The 19,786-nt window shown below is 46.6% G+C and carries 14 protein-coding genes; 6 read left to right on the forward strand and 8 right to left on the reverse strand.

Going from position 1 to position 19,786, the window contains the following annotated elements:
- Positions 1-177 precede the first annotated feature (177 nt).
- The 3 genes from G395_RS0103905 (at position 178) to G395_RS28455 (ending at position 6,266) form a co-directional block, all read left to right on the forward strand.
- The gene (locus G395_RS0103905; RefSeq protein WP_157486530.1) at positions 178-2,730 is read left to right on the forward strand and encodes a TonB-dependent receptor; all 2,553 of its coding nucleotides are present in this window, start codon (positions 178-180) and stop codon (positions 2,728-2,730) included.
- A 59-nt stretch (positions 2,731-2,789) separates the two neighbouring features.
- Complete coding sequence (locus G395_RS0103910; protein WP_026628885.1) at positions 2,790-3,506, forward strand: LolA-like protein; 717 nt, start codon at positions 2,790-2,792, stop codon at positions 3,504-3,506.
- 186 nt (positions 3,507-3,692) lie between these two features.
- Complete coding sequence (locus G395_RS28455) at positions 3,693-6,266, forward strand: hypothetical protein (RefSeq protein ID WP_051349963.1); 2,574 nt, start codon at positions 3,693-3,695, stop codon at positions 6,264-6,266.
- A gap of 16 nt (positions 6,267-6,282) precedes the next feature.
- On the opposite strand, the gene G395_RS0103925 is transcribed toward G395_RS28455, so the two are convergent.
- From G395_RS0103925 to G395_RS0103940, 4 genes are all read right to left on the reverse strand, one after another.
- A complete protein-coding gene (locus G395_RS0103925; protein ID WP_026628886.1) occupies positions 6,283-7,593 on the reverse strand; it encodes a glycoside hydrolase family 99 protein in 1,311 nt (436 codons plus the stop codon).
- A 476-nt stretch (positions 7,594-8,069) separates the two neighbouring features.
- Complete coding sequence (locus tag G395_RS0103930; protein ID WP_229203956.1) at positions 8,070-8,756, reverse strand: DUF3823 domain-containing protein; 687 nt, start codon at positions 8,754-8,756, stop codon at positions 8,070-8,072.
- Positions 8,757-8,819: 63 nt separating this feature from the next.
- Entirely contained in the window at positions 8,820-10,715 is a 1,896-nt protein-coding gene (locus tag G395_RS0103935; RefSeq protein ID WP_026628888.1) for a RagB/SusD family nutrient uptake outer membrane protein, read from the reverse strand.
- Between the two features lie 11 nt (positions 10,716-10,726).
- Positions 10,727-13,858 (reverse strand): SusC/RagA family TonB-linked outer membrane protein, encoded by a 3,132-nt coding sequence (locus G395_RS0103940; RefSeq protein WP_026628889.1) that lies wholly within the window; start codon positions 13,856-13,858, stop codon positions 10,727-10,729.
- 268 nt (positions 13,859-14,126) lie between these two features.
- Here G395_RS0103940 and G395_RS0103945 point away from each other — a divergent pair, with 268 nt between their 5' ends.
- The gene (locus G395_RS0103945) at positions 14,127-15,071 is read left to right on the forward strand and encodes a nitrilase family protein (protein WP_026628890.1); all 945 of its coding nucleotides are present in this window, start codon (positions 14,127-14,129) and stop codon (positions 15,069-15,071) included.
- 22 nt (positions 15,072-15,093) lie between these two features.
- On the opposite strand, the gene G395_RS0103950 is transcribed toward G395_RS0103945, so the two are convergent.
- Together G395_RS0103950 and G395_RS0103955 are read right to left on the reverse strand one after the other, a co-directional pair.
- The gene (locus tag G395_RS0103950; RefSeq protein ID WP_026628891.1) at positions 15,094-15,507 is read right to left on the reverse strand and encodes a VOC family protein; all 414 of its coding nucleotides are present in this window, start codon (positions 15,505-15,507) and stop codon (positions 15,094-15,096) included.
- A gap of 132 nt (positions 15,508-15,639) precedes the next feature.
- Positions 15,640-16,395 (reverse strand): MBL fold metallo-hydrolase, encoded by a 756-nt coding sequence (locus tag G395_RS0103955; RefSeq protein ID WP_026628892.1) that lies wholly within the window; start codon positions 16,393-16,395, stop codon positions 15,640-15,642.
- 97 nt (positions 16,396-16,492) lie between these two features.
- On the opposite strand from G395_RS0103955, the gene G395_RS0103960 reads away from it, so the two are divergent.
- Entirely contained in the window at positions 16,493-16,909 is a 417-nt protein-coding gene (locus G395_RS0103960; RefSeq protein ID WP_026628893.1) for a DUF6157 family protein, read from the forward strand.
- A 257-nt stretch (positions 16,910-17,166) separates the two neighbouring features.
- Positions 17,167-17,523 carry a helix-turn-helix domain-containing protein gene (locus G395_RS0103965; RefSeq protein WP_026628894.1) on the forward strand — a complete coding sequence of 119 codons (357 nt, stop codon included), beginning with the start codon at positions 17,167-17,169 and terminating at the stop codon, positions 17,521-17,523.
- Between the two features lie 44 nt (positions 17,524-17,567).
- On the opposite strand, the gene G395_RS0103970 is transcribed toward G395_RS0103965, so the two are convergent.
- Both G395_RS0103970 and G395_RS0103975 read right to left on the reverse strand, forming a co-directional pair.
- A complete protein-coding gene (locus tag G395_RS0103970) occupies positions 17,568-18,374 on the reverse strand; it encodes a hypothetical protein (RefSeq protein WP_035360359.1) in 807 nt (268 codons plus the stop codon).
- A gap of 81 nt (positions 18,375-18,455) precedes the next feature.
- On the reverse strand, positions 18,456-19,736 hold the full coding sequence (locus G395_RS0103975; protein WP_026628896.1) for a chloride channel protein: 1,281 nt from the start codon (positions 19,734-19,736) through the stop codon (positions 18,456-18,458).
- Positions 19,737-19,786 lie beyond the last annotated feature (50 nt).

Raw genomic sequence — 19,786 nt, forward strand, 5'->3', positions numbered from 1 at the left:
ATCTCCATATATACGACACAGGCGTCGAGATCGGGCTATGCATTTGCATGCAGATCATCCATACTTCCATCTGTCCCAGCGCTTCATCCATCCCGTTTAATCAAGCCTTTATCATAATTTACTATAAGGTTTTTTTATTCTGTTGCATTTTTATGGTGCAAATACAATCCTATAAAAATGAATAAACTTTTTCTAGCTTCAATCATCATTCTGGCCACCTTCGTTTCTCCTGCAATTGCACAATTTCCAGGTGCCGGCGGAACCGCCCAGCCTAAGGCACTGCCCGGAACTGCGGGCGATCAAACTCCGAAAGGAAACGCAAAACTATCCGGCGCAATCGTTGACTCTTCATCAGCAAAAGGCATTGAATTCGCAAGCATTGCACTTTATAACAAAGCAACCGGCCAGGCTGTGGACGGAACAGTAGCCGATGAAAAAGGAAAATTCACATTATCCAAGCTCGCCGCAGGCGATTACAAGGTCTTGATTTCATTTATTGGATTTGTAAATAAAACAATAGACAACATTGCAATCACCAAAGGCCAGGAACTGGATCTTGGCGTAATTACTTTGTCATCCAATACGAAAACTTTGAACGAAGTTACGGTTACCGGACAAGCTGCTTTGATAGAAGAAAAAGTCGACAGGCTTGTTTATAATGCCGAAAAGGACATTACGGCAAAAGGTGGCGATGCGACGGATATTTTGAGAAAAGTGCCATTACTAACAGTCGACCTGGACGGTAATGTTTCCTTGCGCGGAAGCCAGAACATTCGCGTGCTGGTGAACAACAAACCGAGCACGATCATTGCCAACAGCGTTGCAGACGCATTGAAGCAAATTCCTGCCGATCAGATCAAAACAGTGGAAGTGATCACGAGCCCATCGGCCAAATACGATGCCGAAGGCTCAGGCGGGATCATAAACATTATTACCAAGAAAAACAGCCTGCAGGGATTGAACCTGAATGTGGACTCCGGCATTGGAAACAGAGGATCTATTCTTTCGCTGAATGGTGGTTACCGCAAAGGAAAGGCTGGTTTCACCATCGGTGGTTTCGGCCGCGGGATGTATAATACGATCACGAAAACAAACCTCGAACAGACCAGCATTGTCGACAACGTTTCAACGGTAACGCGCCAAACAGGCGACGGATCAAGCCGTGGCTTATTTGGAAATTACAACCTAGGATTTGATTACGATCTGGCGAAAAATCAAAGCATTACAGCCGGCGTGCGTTATGGGGTCCGGAATTTCCGCAGCCAGCAGGACCTGATGACACGCATTATGAAAACGGGTGAAATGGACTTTAACACCGCGCGGAATGTGGATGCAAAAAACCTTTCGGGAACGATTGATGCGAACATTGATTACCTCCATACTTTCAAACCACAGCAGGAATGGAGCATTTCGACGCTTTACAGCCGCAACGACCTGACCAACGACTTTGACGCAGATATCCTGAATGGCAGCAGCGAATTGGTTAACCGTCAGCGCAACCTGAACAAAAGCATCAACCAGGAGTTTACATTCCAATCTGATTATCAGACGCCTATCAAGAAAAACCAGTTGCTGGAATTTGGTGGAAAAGGGATTTTCAGAGAGGTTACCAGCGCATACAACTTCCTGATCGCTGAACCAACCGGCGACTTCCGTCCCGAACTGGACCAGCCCGCGGGAGATTTGACCTATCACCAGAACATTGCGGCAGGTTACAGTTCCTACACTTATACAACCAAGAAGCGTTACACTTTCAAAGGAGGTTTGCGTTACGAGCATACATTTATTGATGCCAGCACCAATGAAGGAACTGTCGGCGTGGGTAATTATGGCGTGCTTGTGCCAAGTGTAAATGCTTCCAAAACTTTCAAAGGAACAACATTGAAACTGGGTTATAACCGCCGGATCCAACGTCCCGGATTACAGCAATTGAACCCGAACTTCAACTCGGCCAACCCTCAGAACATTACCATCGGTAACCCCGAATTGAGACCTGAGCTGACTAACAACTTCGAGTTAGGCGTAAGCAAGAACATTAAAAAGACGTTCGTGAATGCCACTTTCTTTGGCCGCGTCACCAACAATGCGATCTCGCAGGTGCGCCAGCCATCGGATACACTCGAAGGAGCCATTATTACCACTTATGAGAACATTGGAAAACAGCACGCTTATGGTGTAAACATTTTCGCGAACGTGGCTGCCACTTCCAAGATCAGCTTCGGGGTCTTTTCCAACATGTATTATGCTACGCTGACTGGTCAGACATTGGAAAAAGGTGTTACACGGAAATTGGAAAATACAGGTTTTGTGGTGAGCGGCGGGTTGTTCTCACAGGCAACTTTCAAAAATGGCTGGGGGGCGCAGGCGTTCGGCTTTATGCAGGGAAATACGGTCCAGTTGCAGGGTCACCAGGGTGGTTTCGGATTTTATACCGTGGGTGTGAAAAAAGAATTTGCGGATAAAAAGGCAAGTCTTGGACTCGCAGCTGAAAACTTCCTGAGCAGACGTTTTAAAATGCACACCGAGCTGAAATCGCTGGAATTTAATCAGGTGAACGACATTTACATGTACAACCGTGGCATCAGGCTGACATTTACATACAAAATCGGGAAAATGACTATGGACGCGCCAAAACGCAAAGCGAAGTCGGTTAACAATGACGACGTGAAAAGCGAAGGCGGCGGACAGCAATCCGGTCCGGCTCCGGCAGGTGGCGGAACGCCCCGGTAGTTATTTTACTATCAATACTTTAAGAAGATACAAGCTACTTACTCCAAATAAACCTACATATGAAAACAACCAAATTGTTCGTCGCTGTCGCAGCGGCATTGATCTCGGCAAGCACCTTTGCGCAAACTGTCGATGAAATCGTGGATAAGCATGTGGCTGCACTTGGCGGAATGGATAAAATTAAAGCCGTTAACACGGTGATCACCGAACGTTCACTGGCTGTACAGGGAATGGAAATCCCAACGAAAACGATTCTTGTGGTGGGCAAATCGCTTCGCAATGAATCGACTATTATGGGAAATTCAATGGTGCAGGTTGTGGACGATTCCAAGGGTTGGATGATCCGTCCAGCACAAATGGGCGGAACGGGTGAGCCGGAGGATATGCCAGCCGATCAGCTGAAACAACAGATTGCATCCCTGGACCCGTTTGGCGGCCTTGTTAATTATAAGGAAAAGGGAAACAAAGTGGAGCTTGTCGGCAAAGAAAAACTGGACAAGAAAGATGTGTATCACCTGAAAGTAACTTCGAAGGAAGGCACATCAATGGATGAATATCTGGACGCGGAAACGTTCCTGGTTAGCAAGGTAAAAGTGGACATGAATGGGCAGAGCGGCGAGATCGAGCTTTCGGATTACAAGGAAGTGGAAGGCGTGAAATTTCCCAACACCATGGACATTACCAATGCGCAAATGGGCACAATGTCGTTCATTACCAACAAAGTATCAGTAAACACGCCTGTGGACGCAGCTGTTTTCAAGAAACCGGTAAAATAGAATCTTAAAGTTGCATATCGAAAAGGCATCGGAATATATTCCGGTGCCTTTTTTGCTTCCCAGTAACCTGGCCGGATTGTTGGTGAAACAAATAAATTGGGAGCAAAGTAAAATAGAGACAAAAAAATCTTAATATTTACTTATTAAGCCATTATTAGTACCCTGCCAGATCGTGGTCGTTTGAATATGTGTAAATGTTTAAAAGTCGTTGTCATCCTGCTTGCATTCCACTTTGGATACGGGATGATCAATTTGTGCCCTGCCCAATCTTACGGACTTGGTTTTGAAAGTTTTGAATCGGTGCAGGATAAAAGGACCGGCCTGGATCTTTCGCCGGAGGGGACATTATGTTTCGATAAAAATTTCGAGCTGTCCTTTGAGGTTTCTTTTCTCAAACACAAAAAGAATTACTTCGGCTACATTGTCCGTCTTATCGAAAACGATCAGAAGAACATTGACATTCTTTACGACAACTCTTCTCTGAATAAAGACCGCTTTAAGGTGGTTATAGGCGATAAATTTTCCAAAATCGCCTTCGATATCAGCGAAAACGCACTTTACCAGCATTGGAATAAAATAAGGCTGGTATTTGATAAAAGCGCGGGCACGCTTACGGTTTTCAGCGGGACGCAGCAATTCAAGCAGAAAGTTTTTTTGGAAAAAGATGGCTGCTTTAAGATTCTCTTTGGGGCAAACAAATACAAAAACTTCAATACGACGGACGTTCCGCCGATGAAAATCCGGAATGTGGCCATCAGCGAGAACGGCAGTGAAAAATATCGCTGGAATCTGGATGAAATGACCGGGGTCAAGGCAATTGGAACCGCAAAACACACCGATGGCTTCGTTACTAACCCATTATGGATCAAAAAGATGCATCACGAATGGCAGCCATTGCAAACGTTCCTGGTGCAAGGCCCAGCCCGCGTTACGTGCGACCAATCAGCCGGGATCGTTTACGTGGTTGGCAACGATACATTGACATCCTACCGCATTTCTAATAACCTGACAAAACGCATTCCGTATGAGAGCCAGCCGCTTTTTATGGACAATCAGGTGTTTTACGAGAAATCAAAAAACCGGATCTATAATCTTTTTATCAACGAAAAACAAGTTGCCAGTTTTGATACGATTAGCCGCAAATGGGATAAAAACAATGTAAAGGCCGAATTGAAAACCCATTTCCTGCATGCCAATAAGTTTTACTCTAAAACGGATTCAACGATTTATGTACTAGGCGGTTACGGCCATCTCGAATACAAAAACATTATTCAAAAATATAAGCCGGCAACCGGCCAATGGTCGCAATCGAGCCCGCAAGACAGCGCTTTTTCGCCGCGTTATCTGGCGGCTGCGGGCGAGGCAACGGGCGGCGCGTACATCATGGGCGGGTATGGCAGCATTACGGGAAGGCAAATCCTGAACCCGAGAAACTGGTATGATCTCATTTATTTTAATACCAAAACCGGGACATTTAAAAAAATATATGAGCTGAAAGCTCCTCAGGAGGATTTTGTGTTTGCCAACTCGATGATCATCCGGGAAAAGGAAAACGCCTATTATGCGCTGATTTTCCCAAAAGACAAATTCAACTCTGAATTACAGCTCATCACCGGATCGCTTTCCAAGCCAGAATACAAGGCCGTCGGCTCAAAAATTCCTTTTGAATTCATTGATACGGAATCATTTGCAGACCTTTTCTTCGATGAATCGACAGACAGGTTTGTCGCAGTAACCCTATTCCGGACAGACAAAAACCAGACAAAAGTCTCAATCTACTCCCTTTTCTCTCCGCCATTAGCAACGGTTCCTACCATTGCGCAGGCTTCTGCGAAGTCAGGAAATATGTTATGGATCATCGGAGCGGCGGTGGCAGTGATTGCAGGAATATATTTTTACAAAAGGCGTAAACCCGGCGAAACGGTTCAAACAACTCTTCCTGTTCCTGCCGAAAAACATCCAAAAACGGAGGCTGGCATTGTAACTGTTCCCGTCATTGACATTCCTGAAAAAAGCATTGAAACGAAGGTCATCCCGCTTCATAGCAGCATTATGCTCTTTGGTAACCTGCAATTGTTTGATGACGAAGGCACTGAGATTACAAGGTTATTCACGCCTTTGCTGAAAGAGCTTTTCCTGGTAATCCTGTTACATTCCGTGCGCCGGGAAGGGATTAGTTCTGAAAGATTGAAGGAATTGCTTTGGTCAGATAAATCGTCGGAAAGTGCGCGTAATAACCGCGCTGTTAACATTGCGAAGCTGAAAGGGATTTTGGACAAACTCAAATGGTGCCATGTTTCCAAGGAGAGCGGTTACTGGCGCGTTAACATTGATTATGAGCAGATCCACGTCGATTATGCCGAATATTTGAAACTCGTGTCCGATAAGCGCGTGCTTTCAAAGCAGGACATTGTGGACCTGTCGCAGATCAGCAAACGCGGCACATTTCTGGCCGATTTGGAATATGAATGGCTGGACAGTTTTAAATCTGAAATTTCGAACGAGATCGTCGATGCTTATCTGCGTTATGTTACTTCTGTGAAAATCGCGGATGACCCGGAATTTATGATCAAAGTCGCCAATTATATCTTCTATTTTGACCCGGTTAATGAAGAAGCGATGACCATCAAATGCAAGGCGCTGGCGCTTTTGGGCAAGCATTCTCTGGCGAAAACGACTTTTGAGAATTTCGCCAGAGAATACAGCCGGATTTACGGGGAAGAATTTCAAAAGGACATGCCGGAAGTTTTACATTCCTGACCGCCCATTTCCAAACTTAATTCGGTCTTTCAGGTTTCTTGGCACTGAAACCCGGCTCCCCGTGAAACCATTTGGCGCCTTGTCCGGTGAGCCACAGATAGTGATCCGTTTTCAGATCCGCCTCTATCCCTACAAATTTCCCACCTGCATTTTCGGGCAATTCACCTTCGCGACGGCATTTAAAAATCGCCGTTCCTTCATCCACCTCGTCGAACATCGCCACGTACAACGCTTCGGCGCCCGAAAGCTTTGCGCCTGCAATCTGTTGCCATAAAAAGTCCCCTTTTCCGCGGGGGATCTCGTTATAGAGCGATTTATCGTTCTTTAAATTACCCCAGCTAAAACCAGGAAAAACGAGCGGCGCGTAATCGACATTGTTGGCCTTGCACCAGGCGATGTCGGCCGGTAGATTAGGTCCCGCAACGCTCGTATAACTGGATGAATTGTAGCGCCCAACTGCCCAGGGCATCACCACATCCACGCTTTTCACAACTGTATGCAGCAAAGTGGAGTTTTCCGTATCCTTACCCAGACTTCTCCAATAATAGGGCACGCCCAGCAAAATTGAAGCCTTCTTGGTCGGCCCTTTTACTTTTTTAACGAGTTTTTGAATGTCTGCAATGGTATACTTGCGCCCGTCATTGAATCCCACGCCCCAGATCGCCAGCATCGGACGGCCGTTATGCCGCAGATATTGCGGATTTTCTTTGTTATCAAAAAGCTTAAATGTGCTTTGCAGCTCCTCCCAATCTTTTACGATAAAATCCATATCCGCAGATGTAGAGCCGCTCAGATCGTACATAATGCTGATGGCCCTGCCATATTTTTTGGAGGCTTTCAATGCATTGACCAGTACTTTATTAAAATGCTTTTTGCCGCTCTCGCCCTTCACTTCCGACACAAACCGCTGCATATAAACGCCGTCAATGCCATGCTCCTTCATCCACTTGAAATGCAAATCGACGCTCTCTTCATCATACGGGCTGTAAATCGGCGCTGTTTCGCCATTCTTGTATTTAAAGGCAGTCTTATAAGTTTTAGGATAGTCGCTTACATCGGGCCAAAAGTCGATAGAAGTGGAACCGGGCTCGAACTTGCCACCTTTCTGGTAATGATGCCAGCCGCGGCCAGCACCATCACCTTCGGCAGTAAACCAGCCCTGGTAACCGGCCATAACCAGTCCTTTGTAGCTCTTGAAAAGCACACCGGTTTCATCATACTTAACTGCTTCAATTGGTTTAGGATCAACAGGTTGTTTAACATCATCCGAACCATTACATCCGAATGAAATAAAAGGCAAGAGCAAAAGGAATCGAAAAAACTTCATGGTTAAAGGTTTAGTTTAAAAATCTTAGCATTGGATGTATTGAAATATTATCGAGCCGATGGATTGAAATATCATCAAGCCGATGGATTGAAATCCATCCCAACAAATCATCGAGCCTGACGGCTCTCGTCCGCCCGAAGCAGGTTTCCCTCAAAAGAGCCGTCAGGCTCGAAAGACACCCTAACCCTGGATTTCAATCCAGGGGACAACACCAGAAATCATCGAGCCGATGGATTGAAATCCATCGCAACAAATCATCGAGCCTGACGGCTCTTTTCTGCCCAAAGCAGGTTTCCCTCAAAAGAGCCGTCAGGCTCGAAAGACACCCTAACCCTGGATTTCAATCCAGGGGAACAACACCAGAAATCATCAAGCCGATGGATTGAAATCCATCCCAACAAATCATCGAGCCTGACGGCTCTCGTCCGCCCAAAGCAGGTTTCCCTCAAAAGAGCCTGACAGCTCTCATCTCTCCATCACAAAGCAATCTGCACCGCCTTCGCATAGTTAAACTTGGACTCTGGTGCATCGATGATCGCGCCGACCCGGAAAAAATATTGGTTGCCCGTTTTCAAGTTATTGCTGTTCGAAGGAATATCAATTTCCAGCTTGTACACCTTATTCGGATCCGTCGCGCCATTGATCTCCGTTTCGGACAAAACAGTCCGCATAGGCTCCCCTACCGAGGGTTCTGGATGCGCATAAAGACCTATTTTCCGCACATTATTGATCACCGTCTGCTGGATTTTGAACGTTGCGATCACCTTAGAGCCAACCTTCTCGATCTTCGCATCTTTCAAGCGAATGTAAGGCTGCACTTTAAAATCCAGCTGCGTTTCGCCTGCTACCGTCACTTCCTGCGGCTCCGTCGGAACAAAATTTCCGCGCACCGGTGTAATGGTGTATTGATTCGCGAAGATCAGGTTGTTGCGGTATGTCCCGTCATTTTTGACGAGCATAACCTGCTTTGTTTGAGAAGCATAACCGTGCTCTATATATTCGATCGTGCTACCGCGGATAATGTCCTGCTCTACGGGTTCATTGGTTTCTGCATCCAGGAAAGTCCCGTACAGCTGCGCATCCGGCGCAGGGTAATTGTCAATTTTGCAGCCCGAGGCGAAGAGCAACATGGCCAGCGCGCTGATGTATATCTGTGATTTCACAATGTTTGATATTATAGTTTCAAGATTAAGTTCGAAGTCGAGTTCCCGCTGGCGGGAAGCGTATTAATACTGCGGGTTCTGAACCAACCCGTTCGCGCCGATGCCAGGAACGTAACGGTAATACTGCTTGTAATCGAATGTTGCCGGGTTCAGCCGTGCAATGTTCTGGCGGATGAAAATGTATTTCGCAGGCGTTACACGCAGATCCAGCACCGGAACGAGCGCATGGCGCACGCGGTTGTTGAATAGCGTATGATATTCACGCCTTCTGATCAAATCCCAGAAACGTTTGTTCTCAAAAGCCAGCTCTACCCTTCTTTCCCGGATCACATTTTCGACCGTCAGAGGAATGTTTTTGGTATGGCCTGCCCGACGGCGAATGTCATTCAATGCCTGTGCGCCTTTTGTCGCCGTTCCGGTGCCGCTTTCAATGATGGCTTCGGCGTAATTCAGCAGGATTTCGGCATAACGGAAGTCTGCCCAGTCAGAAACGGTCTGGTTCCACCCCGGCGCAACATTCACGCCCTCGTTCAGGAATTTCTTAAAGCTGACGCCCGTGCGGGTGTTATTTCCTCCCCAGGTATCGAAGCCGGAATATTGTGTCCTGTCGGCGGCGCCGTACGGATAAATGGTCGTGCCGCCCACCTTGATCGGTTCACCGCCAAACAGCTGTGCACTGCCGTCCGGTTTGATGAAACCCGCCTGAATGATGATCTTCTGGCCTTTCCAGGCCGTTCCTGGCAGGATAGCCGTTGCCCACAAGCGCGCATCTTTATCTTTATAAATTCCGGCAGGATCGTCGTAACGTTTGTAATTCTTGGCAGGATCAAACCCGTTATAATCGCTCACATCATTGCCCGCAACTGTTGTTGTAACCGGCGCACTTTGCCCTGGGTTTGTATAACTTTCATAAGCGTCGATCAGGTCCAGCGTCGGATTCATGCGGCCTGGGTGCGGCCATCCGTTGGCAGTTTGATTGGGCTGAAACCAGATTCCGTAATTATGTCCCGTTCCTGAACCTGGACGTGCATAACCTTTGATGAAAATAGCTTCCGTAGGCGCAATGTTCGGATCTTCGAAAAGCTTGCGATAATTTTCAGCCGCTTCTTCGGGACTGGCAGGTGAAGGTTTATAAAGCGCAAATTTACCCGATGAAATAATGGCCTCAGAAGCTTCTATTGCAGCCTTATAATATTCCGCAGCAGCCGATTTATCCAGTCCAACCAGTTTTTGATCTACCGCCGTGCCCGAAATTGGGGCTCTGTCACCATATTTTGCCAGCGAAGCAGCATGCAAGGCAGCCCTGGATTTGAGTGCATAAGCCACCCATTTCGTAGCACGTCTCTCACCGCCTGGCCATGAATCGGTCAGGTTTGCGATGGCTATGTCACATTCTTTTAACACAAAATCCCACGTCTCTTTTTCTGTGCTGCGCGGCACTTTAAGCGCTTCCACATCGCCTTCGTATTTCTGAACCGCCGTAATTAAAGGAACGCCGCCATATCTTCTAACCAATGCAAAATAGGCATATGCGCGAATGAATGCACTTTCGCCTACAAGTGCTTTGGTCTCGTCCTCGCTCACGTCCAATGTAGGGATAATGTCGATTAGGATATTTGTGTCGCGGATGAGTTTATAACCCTGGTCCCACCATTGAAAATCATCATTTCCGATGAAATCCCCAAATTCCGTGTGAACCGCTTCGTCGGTGATCATAGCAGGTGCAAATCCACCATTGTTCGGGTCGCCTGTGTTCCAGTTGAAACCCTGTCTGAAAAACGTAAAATCCTCGATAGGCAATTGATAATACAAATTCGCCATGTATAATTTGACCCCTTCCGGATTGGAAAAGAGGTTTTCTCCCTGCAACTTGTCCAGCGGCTGCTTATCGAGCACATTGTCGCAGCTAATCGCCGTTAGCAGCAACAAGAGGATGAATATATGTTTGGTCAATTTCATTATTTCAGCAATTAGAATGTAACATTAATACCAAAGTTGTAGCTTCTGGTTACGGGATAAGTAAGCCCGGCGCCAAACAACCCTTCGATTTTTTCCGGGTCAAATGGCTTTACAAACGGGTCGGCCCAGGTGAAAATGTTGTGCGCATTTCCGTAGATCCGCACGTCATCGATACCGATCTTTTTCAGCCATGCCAGATTGAAAGTGTAACCAAGCTGTGCGCTTTTGAACCGCAAATAAGAAGCATCTTTCCGCCACGCCGAGCTTTCTGCATACATCGCTCCGACATTATAATTGAAACGCGACGCAGGCCATTTTCCCGGAATCCACTCATTGTCACCATCCAGATGCCATCTGTCATAAAAATATTCTGGCGTGTTACCGCGGAAGGCAAAGACCTCAGCATATACTTCGCGAAAACGCACGCTGTATTTTCCCGATCCCTGGAACAATGCTTTGAAGTCAAAACCTTTCCAGGAAGCATTCAATGTCACACCGTAGTACATTTTCGGATCGCCGCCAAAGAACAAAGGCAACGCATCATTCCCATCAATCATGCCGTTTCCGTCCACATCTTTGTATTTAAAATCACCGGGAAGCTCACGTGTGTTACCCAGGTCGCCATTCTGAATCGGCGCATAAATCACCTCATCTTTGTTCTGGAACTGGCCTTCTAACTGATAAGCCCATACGACGTCGTTCCAGCGATTGGTTGTCCCCGTTTTCCATTTATCCATGCTGTTCAGAAAATCACCCCTTTCCACGTAGCGGTTCATGGTGCGGGCAAAGTTGAAATTCCCTGAAATGCCATATTTAAAATCGCGGATCTGACCATTATAGGCAGCCGAGAATTCAATCCCTTGCACCCGGTCGCTGTTCAGGTTTTCATCGGGTAATGTTCCGCCAAATGTGTTAGGCAATGAAACATTCCTTCTGGCCAGCAAGCCCTTGCGGTCGCGTTGGTACACATCAAAAGTCAGGTCGATGCGGTTGTCCCAAAGGCCAATGTCAATGCCGACGTCCTTGATTTTCGACTTAAACCACGTCAATTGTTCGTTAACAATGGCAGGTGAAGCGGCACCGGTTGTATAGTTGCCGTTGGTAAACTCATATCCGCCTCCGCCCGTAAGCGAGAAGCCGGGCACATACTGGAACGGCGCACCTGCATCAGCGCCTACAAGCCCGTAAGAACCTCTCAGTTTAAGATTGGAGATCAATGGAATCTTGTCCATAAATTGTTCTTCCGAAACCCGCCAGCCGGCCGAAACCACCGGGAATAATCCCCAGCGACGATCCGGGTGGTAGCGGTAAGAGCCGTCATAGCGTGCCGCAACTTCAAGCAGATATTTTTCTTTAAAATCGTAGTTCAATCTTCCTACAAACGATTGGCTCGCATATTCGCTCTCGGAACCGCTGGTTGTCTGATTGTTAAGCCCGGCCTGGTCGATCTGGTCATTGGTATAAAAAGCATATTCCCTTCCTAATCCCGCCCAGCGGTTTTTGGATTCCTGTTGTTCGTAAACCAATGTTGCCCCCACATTGTGGTTCTTGGCGATTACCGTGTTGTAAAACAACTGTCCCTGAAATGTGACGCGGTTGTTATCCGAAAAATTATTGCCAATGCGTGAAGGATTCCGTTGCAGATGCGCCGTGTATTTATCCGTCGCTGCATCGTAAGTGTAAAGGTTATAGCTTTTAGAGACCGATTTATTACGGTAATTGTTGCTGTCGTAAGCTACTAATCCCTTCAATTTCAAACCAGGAACAAAAGGAACCGAATACGTTAATGCAAAGGTCGACTGGAAAAATTTGTTCGCTTCTTCATTGTAGCCGGTCAGGTCGCCATCTGCAAGCGCAATGGGATTGTAGCCACCGCTCAGCAATGAAGGATATTTTGGGTTGTCATTGGCATAAGGCCGCTCTGTCGCCAGTGCGATTCGTGTTCCTTTGTAAATATTGAAAAAGTTGTCTCCTGGCTGATCTCTTTTGTCAAATAGTCCGGAAAGGATTAGGTCGGCTTTCAGGTTTTGGGTAAGATCAATGCCCACATTCGCCCGGAAAGTGTACTTCTTGTAACCCATATCCTTGCTTTTCAAAAGACCATTTTCATTTTGAAAACCAAAACTAGTAAAATAGGTCACAGCTCCTTCCCCACCCGAAGCCGAGAGAAAATGTTGCTGCTGGGAAGCTGATTTGTTCAACACCGTCTTATACCAGTCTGTTCCTTCATAACCGGGCGCTCCCGATCTGAACTTTTCAATTTCTTCTGCCGTGTAAACCGGCGTTTCTCCCAGGTTTCTGGCAGCATCATTCCGCATTTCAGCCCATTGCAATGCAGAAGTCATTTGTGGAACATCCGTAGGACTCTGGCGTCCGTAAACCGCATTATAGCTGAACTTCGGTTTTCCCTTGCTTCCCTTTTTGGTCGTAACGATCACCACACCATTTCCCGCCCTGATTCCGAAAATCGCAGCAGAAGCATCCTTTAATACAGAAATGCTTTCGATATCATCCGGATTGATCTTTTGAAATTCGTAACCGCCATCACGCGCTACGCCGTCGACAACATAAAGCGGCTCACCAAACCCGCGAATGTTAATGCTCGTGCTGAATGAGCCAGGTTCGCCCGAATTCTGACGGATTTGCACACCAGCCACTTTTCCCTGCAGGCTCTGCGCAAGACTCGTATGCGTGGTGGTTTTGATGTCTTCGGAAACAATGTTGGAGATCGCACCGGTGAGCGTTTGTTTACGCTGCGTTCCGTATCCCACAACCACCACTTCCTGTAAGTCGTCGGTGCTCGGTTCCAGTCTGATCTGAAAATTGGTTTGGCTTCCCACCGCAATTTCCTGGCGCTTATAACCCAGAAAGCTCACGATGAGCACGGAGCCTGATCTTGGAACGCTCAATGAAAAACGGCCATCTGCATCCGTTGTAGTTCCTTTTGCGGTGCCTTGCAAAACAATGCTCGCGCCTGGGATCGCGCTGTTTTTTTCATCCCTAATTTCACCTGAAATGTTGGTTTCCTGCGCCAGCGCCATGTGCCCCGCCAGCAGTGTGACAGCGAATGCCAGGCAGCATTGCAAGAGGTATTTCTGGAAGCTTCGCAATACTTCCCGTTTTAATAAAAGTTGATTTTCCATAAAGTCATTTAAAGTCGGTGACAGCAATTCAAGTGTAGCAGGTTGGCCAAACCATGGGTCAAAGTAAAGCGAGACTTATTAAGAAATGATTAATAAAACATTAACCAAACCTTACCTGGCAACTTTTTTATCTAATTATTAAATAAAATAATCCAATAATGAAGACTGCCAAAAGTCTACCGTTCAGAAACTCGCTTTCAACTTATGGCGCTTTCTATTTCCAGTTTTGCTCATAGCATATAGCTTTGTACAAAAAGATCTTATTTGTATGCAGAATCTAAAAATTGCTACGGCCCAGTTTGAAAACAAAAGCGGTGATAAGGCCTACAATCTGCTCGCTATCGACAGGCTGGCGGAGAAAGCAGCAGCCGACGGCGCGCAGGTTATCGCTTTTCATGAATGTTCCGTGACCGGCTACACATTCGCCAGGAAGCTCGATCGCGAGCAACTCACCGAACTTGCCGAGCCCATTCCCGACGGGCCCAGCATAACGAAACTCATAGACATTGCTGCCAGACATAACATTGCCGTCCTGGCCGGACTTTTTGAGAAAGACGAAGCGGGAAGTCTTTTTAAGGCATACGTTTGCGTGGACAAAACAGGTTTGATCGCCAAATTCAGAAAATTGCATCCGTTCATCAACAGCAACCTTACACCGGGCAGCGAATACGTTGTGTTTGATTTGTATGGCTGGAAATGCGGGATACTGATTTGCTACGATAATAACATCGTTGAAAATGTGCGTGCTACTGCACTGCTTGGCGCGGACATTATCTTCATGCCGCACGTGACGATGATGACGCCTTCCACCCGTCCCGGCGCTGGCTTTGCCGATCCGGCCTTGTGGGAAAAAAGGCACGAAGATCCGACCGCGCTCCGACTGGAATTTGACGGCTTGAAAGGGCGTGCATGGCTTATGAAATGGCTGCCGGCAAGAGCTTATGACAACGGGATTTATGCCATATTTTCAAATCCGATCGGGATGGACGACGACCAGCTCAAAAATGGCTGCTCTATGATCCTCGACCCATTCGGCGACATTATAGCAGAATGTAGAACACTTGGCGATGACATCGCGATCGCCACATGCACACCGGAGAAACTGACCCAGGCGGGCGGTCACCGTTACAGAATGGCACGCCGTCCCGAACTTTACAGCGATGTCATCGGCGCAGATCATGCTTCCAGTCAAAAAGTAGTCTGGCTAACGTGATTCCTTACCAAGGGATTTTATATTAATTGGTATTATAATTAAACATCCAGATGATGTCAAACTGATCCTGGACCACACCGAAAAGCACATCGGTAGGTTCAGGATTTAGTGCGTAAATAACCTTTCCGTCAGCAGCAAGCTTGGAAAAGCAACGGATGATCTCCTGCTGATCATCAAATAACAATGCGATAGAAATATCATTATCAGCAACAAACTCCTGCGCACCCATGAAATCGGTGGCCATGATAGTAAACTCCCTATTTGTTAGCATTGCATGCATAACCTGATGCTGCATATTGTCCGGAAATTCTATGGCAAAAGGCGTGTCGCCTATCGTTTCGAGCGTGAGCTTCCCGCCAAAGCACTCCTTGTAAAAATACATTGCTTCCTTGCAATTGCCATTGAATGTCAGATAGGGAGAGATACGCGTCGCCATTTTTCAAACCAGTCGGTGCCTAAACAAAAATACCGCCTAACCGCCACAAGCAACAGGGATTATACGACAAATCGCAGGGTGTTTTGCGACAATTCTGGTATAAGTCCGTAGCTGGAATTTAACAGTAACCTCTTATTTAATAGAATACCAATCCCTTAGCCTCACATCGATTTTCTTGTCGCCAGCGTTCACGAGCTTTTTGAAAGCTTCGGTGTCGCTTAGGCCGTTTTGACCGCGGTAATGGTAAGGATAGACGATTTTTGGTTTGAAATCCAGGACTGCGGAGGCAGCTTCGGGCACGTCCATGGTGTATGGAAGGTTCATGCAGACAAATGCAAGGTCAATGTTTTTCAAGGCGCGCATTTCCGGGATTCCCGCTGTGTCACCGCTGATGTAGACCGTTTTGTCACCAAATTTCAATACATAACCATTGCCGCGGCCTTTGGTATGCTTTGCATCCGCTGATTCGGGAAGGTTATACATAGGAATAGCCATGATAGAGATGTCCATTTTACTGATCGTCTGACCGTTATTAACTTCAACGGCTTTGGCTTTCAGCGTTTCCGACATCATATCAATGACCGCTTTCGGTGCTACGATGATGGCTTTGCTTAGGTCCAGAGAGTCCAATGTTTTAGGATCGAAGTGGTCGCCGTGAATGTCTGAAATAAGGACAAGGTCGGGTGCAGCGATGCCTTTGAATGTTTTCGTGCCCCCATAGGGATCCACATAAATTGTCTTTCCGGCCCAGGTCAGCGACATTGTGGCGTGGTTGAGCGGCTGTATTTTCAGCCGGCCTTTCGACGTCGACAGATCATCGGCAGCAGGAAGTTGTGCCCATAACGGAGCCGAAATCAGTAAAAATAAGAGTGCAAATGTCGCTTTCATTTTATATCAGTTTGTTTGTTCAAAGTTAACTTTTTGTAATTACTTCCCGACTTTTTATATTGTTTACATTAGTATCAAAAACACCTATTCCGGACAAATGAAGACGCATACAACCAACTACATCGATACATTCATTCAGGTCGCCGAAGACAGCCAGGCCAAAGCGGGCGAAGTGCCGCCAACAAAGGGAACCGAAAAATCTGTCGCCAACATTCAGTTTGAAATCATCAGCACCCATCCCTACCAATACACATCCGACGACGTCCTCTTCCAGACTTTCGCCGTTCGCCAGGGTCTGGACGAGGCTGAGCTTGCAGCAGAGCGGGAAAAATTCTTCTCCAAAGGCCAGGCCTGCCTTAGAGCCTCACCACTCACAAAGCGATACGGCTGGGGCATTCATAGCGACACCGAAGGAAAAGTTGCGCTATACGGCCTGGAATCAAAAGAATATCAAAAATTCTCCTCCGACGAAAAACTAACAACCGTAAAAGCCATGCGCTCGAAGCGAGCTTAGGGAGTTGGAATAGAAAATTTCTTGCTCGCTTGTGACCAATGTGAAATGTTACGTCTAAAGATTTGTAATAAAGAATTAAAGATGTAATTTTGTTCACTAATAGTAAACTTTGCTATGTTTAATATTATCGCACGCAAAACGCTTTTAGCATATTGTGTTACTTATCCGCAGGCTTCCAACGCATTAAGAGAATGGTATGAGGAAATGGTCATACGATAAGGTGGACGTGAAATCAATAAAATATAAACCTTGAACAAATGGAATTAAAACTGATAAAAAATGACGCGGAGTATGAGCTGATGCTCGAATGGATTGACGAGCAGTTTGACAAGAAGCCGCATCCCGAAAGCAAAGAAGGAAACAACCTTCAAATCGCCTTGCTATTGATCAAAGCGTATGAAGATGTGCATTACAAAATCCCCTCTCCTGATCCGATCGAGGCGATTAAGCTCAAAATGGATGAAAAAGGGCTGAAAAGTAAAGATCTGGTGGATTGGGTTGGCAGCAAAAGCTATGTTTCGGCCATACTAAACCGGAAAAAACCTTTGACCTTGAAATTGGCCAAGTTATTTCACGAGAAGCTCGGAATTCCTGCACAAGTGCTTCTCGGATAGTCCAACCAATGCCTTACCATCTGCTTCGCTTCATAGCAAGCCTCTCACTTAATTTCAGCCGCAACAACTTTTTTTTCAGCGCGGTTAATGCCGTAGACGACTTGCTTGCCCTTTACCCAATGGTCCATGGCGATGCCTTGACCATGCATTGGTGCGGGTAGCGTGCGGACGTGTTCGAGCGTGAATCCGGATTTAGGGAGGCGCATGACGTAAAGGTCCTGCTCGTCGTGGCCTGTGCAATAGAGCAAGCCGTCTGCGCCCCAGACGCCACCTGAATTACTTTTTGGCGTAAAAAGAGCTATGATATGCTTGGGAAAAACCCAGGATTCAAGCTGGCGCCATTCCGGATCATATTTTACGACCGCCGTCCAGCGGGTGTCCCTGCCTTCGCTGGCCTCTTTTCCTGAATAATGTGCAAATCCGCACCACCAAAAGCCATCCTTCTGATCTATCCATGTCAAGGAGCCGTGCTGGGCAATGCCAAAGCTATGGTTCCCAATGTGTTGCATTGACTTCACATCGAACATTTCAATAGAGCTGGCCATCGGAATTTCGGGGTAATTCGTGTTGGCGCAATACATTTTTCCTTTAATGACCACGCCACTGTTTAAATGTTTGATGCCTTCTTTTGAGCCGTCCCAGACGGCAACTTGCTTGCCGTCAGATTTGGTATGTTTGGTTATGGTGCTGTTGTTGATAACATAAAAATGATCTGCATCAACGGCAACGGCCTGCTTCGCTTCGGTTACCTGAAATGTCCGGATTTCAGTTACAGTTTGGGAGAAACAAAATGAGGAAAAGAGACTGCTGAATGCAAGCCAGAGCCAAAACGGCGCACTGCGTAGGATCATGAGGTTTGGAAATATTTGACCAATAAAATTAGTCAAATATATGTGCGGACAAATTACCTTATTATGATATCTCCTGAATGATTACTGCTGCACTTTCGCCAAGGCCGGTGCGTTGTATGTGTAGACGGTGTAAGGGAAAATGTAATGTGCAACCAGCTTGGAAATAAGGCTGGCCACCACAATCGGGACAAAAAGCATATAGTTATCAGCGATGGCGCAAACCAGAAAAATCGCTGTAAATGGTGCGTGAATGCTGCCGCTCAGCACTGCCGCCATGCCAATGACCATGAAATTAACAGCAATCAGATTAAGGCCGAAAAAATGGTTTAAGACCGTACAAACGATCAATCCAAGAAACGCGCCTATGAATAAGCTGGGTGCGAAAACCCCGCCATCGCCCCCGGCGCCTAATGTTATGGAGGTTGCCAGCGGCTTCAAAAGCAAGATCAGCAGCAACGGTAAAATGGTTGACATTGCAGTGTCCGGCGTGAGTTTCAACAGGTTATTGATCCCGGCATAACCTTCGCCATACAAGCTTGGAAAGAAGAAAACAAGCAACGAAATCAGCAACGAACCAGCCAGGATTTTGGTGAGGTCATTGTTCAGGGAGCTGAAAAAACGTTTGAAAAAGAGGACACTTTTTGTCAGATACACCGAATTAAGGCCAGCGATAACCCCGAGCAATACAAAGTAAGGCAAGGCATAGCTATTCCAAACGGAGACATTGAAATTGAATATTTGTTTGAAAAAGAAATAGCGGGTTAACAGGTAAGAAACCAGCACGGCCGTAATGACGCTGGCTGTATGCAGCTTGCTTTTTCTTTTGGTAAAAACCTCAAATGCAAACAAAAAACCCGCAATAGGCGCATTGAATAATGCTGTAACACCCGCGGCCAGCCCCGAACAAACGAGATCGGTCCTGTATTTTTTGAGATAACTCACCTTGCGACTCGACAATGCGCCAACCGACGCCGTAGCAACGACTGTAGGAACTTCGATGCCCGTTGAACCGCCACAAATGACTGTCAGGAATCCGTTGAAATAATGGGAAGGAACCTTGTATGCGGGAAGCGTATTTCCATTTTTATTGATCGTGTCCAAAACCTCTTTGATCCCTTTATTGGCCTTATTCCTGAACAGAAATCGCCTGAGCATGTGAATCGTCGTGATGCCGATCAGTGGCAAAACAAAAATGAGATAGGTGTTTTCATGGATCTTTTCAAGCAAATTCTCCTCGTAATGTTCTGTGATCACTTTAAGTGTATCTGCGATCAATGCGGATACTACACCTGTAAATGCGGCTGCAATTAACACTCCGACGACTCTCTGACTTTTCTTTACGTGATAAGATTTCTGGTCCATGCTACATTATACAAGCGCCTCATTTCCATTTTGGTTCCTAGAAACGTTAC

It is taken from the genome of Dyadobacter alkalitolerans DSM 23607 (assembly GCF_000428845.1).
In the GTDB taxonomy this organism is placed as follows: domain Bacteria; phylum Bacteroidota; class Bacteroidia; order Cytophagales; family Spirosomataceae; genus Dyadobacter; species Dyadobacter alkalitolerans.

Coding starts and splice junctions, on each gene's coding strand:
- G395_RS0103905 (WP_157486530.1), top strand. CDS start 178: ATGAATAAACTTTTTCTAGCTTCAATCATCATTCTGGCCACCTTCGTT.
- G395_RS0103910 (WP_026628885.1), top strand. CDS start 2,790: ATGAAAACAACCAAATTGTTCGTCGCTGTCGCAGCGGCATTGATCTCG.
- G395_RS28455 (WP_051349963.1), top strand. CDS start 3,693: ATGTGTAAATGTTTAAAAGTCGTTGTCATCCTGCTTGCATTCCACTTT.
- G395_RS0103925 (WP_026628886.1), bottom strand. CDS start 7,593: ATGAAGTTTTTTCGATTCCTTTTGCTCTTGCCTTTTATTTCATTCGGA.
- G395_RS0103935 (WP_026628888.1), bottom strand. CDS start 10,715: ATGAAATTGACCAAACATATATTCATCCTCTTGTTGCTGCTAACGGCG.
- G395_RS0103940 (WP_026628889.1), bottom strand. CDS start 13,858: ATGGAAAATCAACTTTTATTAAAACGGGAAGTATTGCGAAGCTTCCAG.
- G395_RS0103945 (WP_026628890.1), top strand. CDS start 14,127: ATGCAGAATCTAAAAATTGCTACGGCCCAGTTTGAAAACAAAAGCGGT.
- G395_RS0103950 (WP_026628891.1), bottom strand. CDS start 15,507: ATGGCGACGCGTATCTCTCCCTATCTGACATTCAATGGCAATTGCAAG.
- G395_RS0103955 (WP_026628892.1), bottom strand. CDS start 16,395: ATGAAAGCGACATTTGCACTCTTATTTTTACTGATTTCGGCTCCGTTA.
- G395_RS0103960 (WP_026628893.1), top strand. CDS start 16,493: ATGAAGACGCATACAACCAACTACATCGATACATTCATTCAGGTCGCC.
- G395_RS0103965 (WP_026628894.1), top strand. CDS start 17,167: ATGGAATTAAAACTGATAAAAAATGACGCGGAGTATGAGCTGATGCTC.
- G395_RS0103970 (WP_035360359.1), bottom strand. CDS start 18,374: ATGATCCTACGCAGTGCGCCGTTTTGGCTCTGGCTTGCATTCAGCAGT.
- G395_RS0103975 (WP_026628896.1), bottom strand. CDS start 19,736: ATGGACCAGAAATCTTATCACGTAAAGAAAAGTCAGAGAGTCGTCGGA.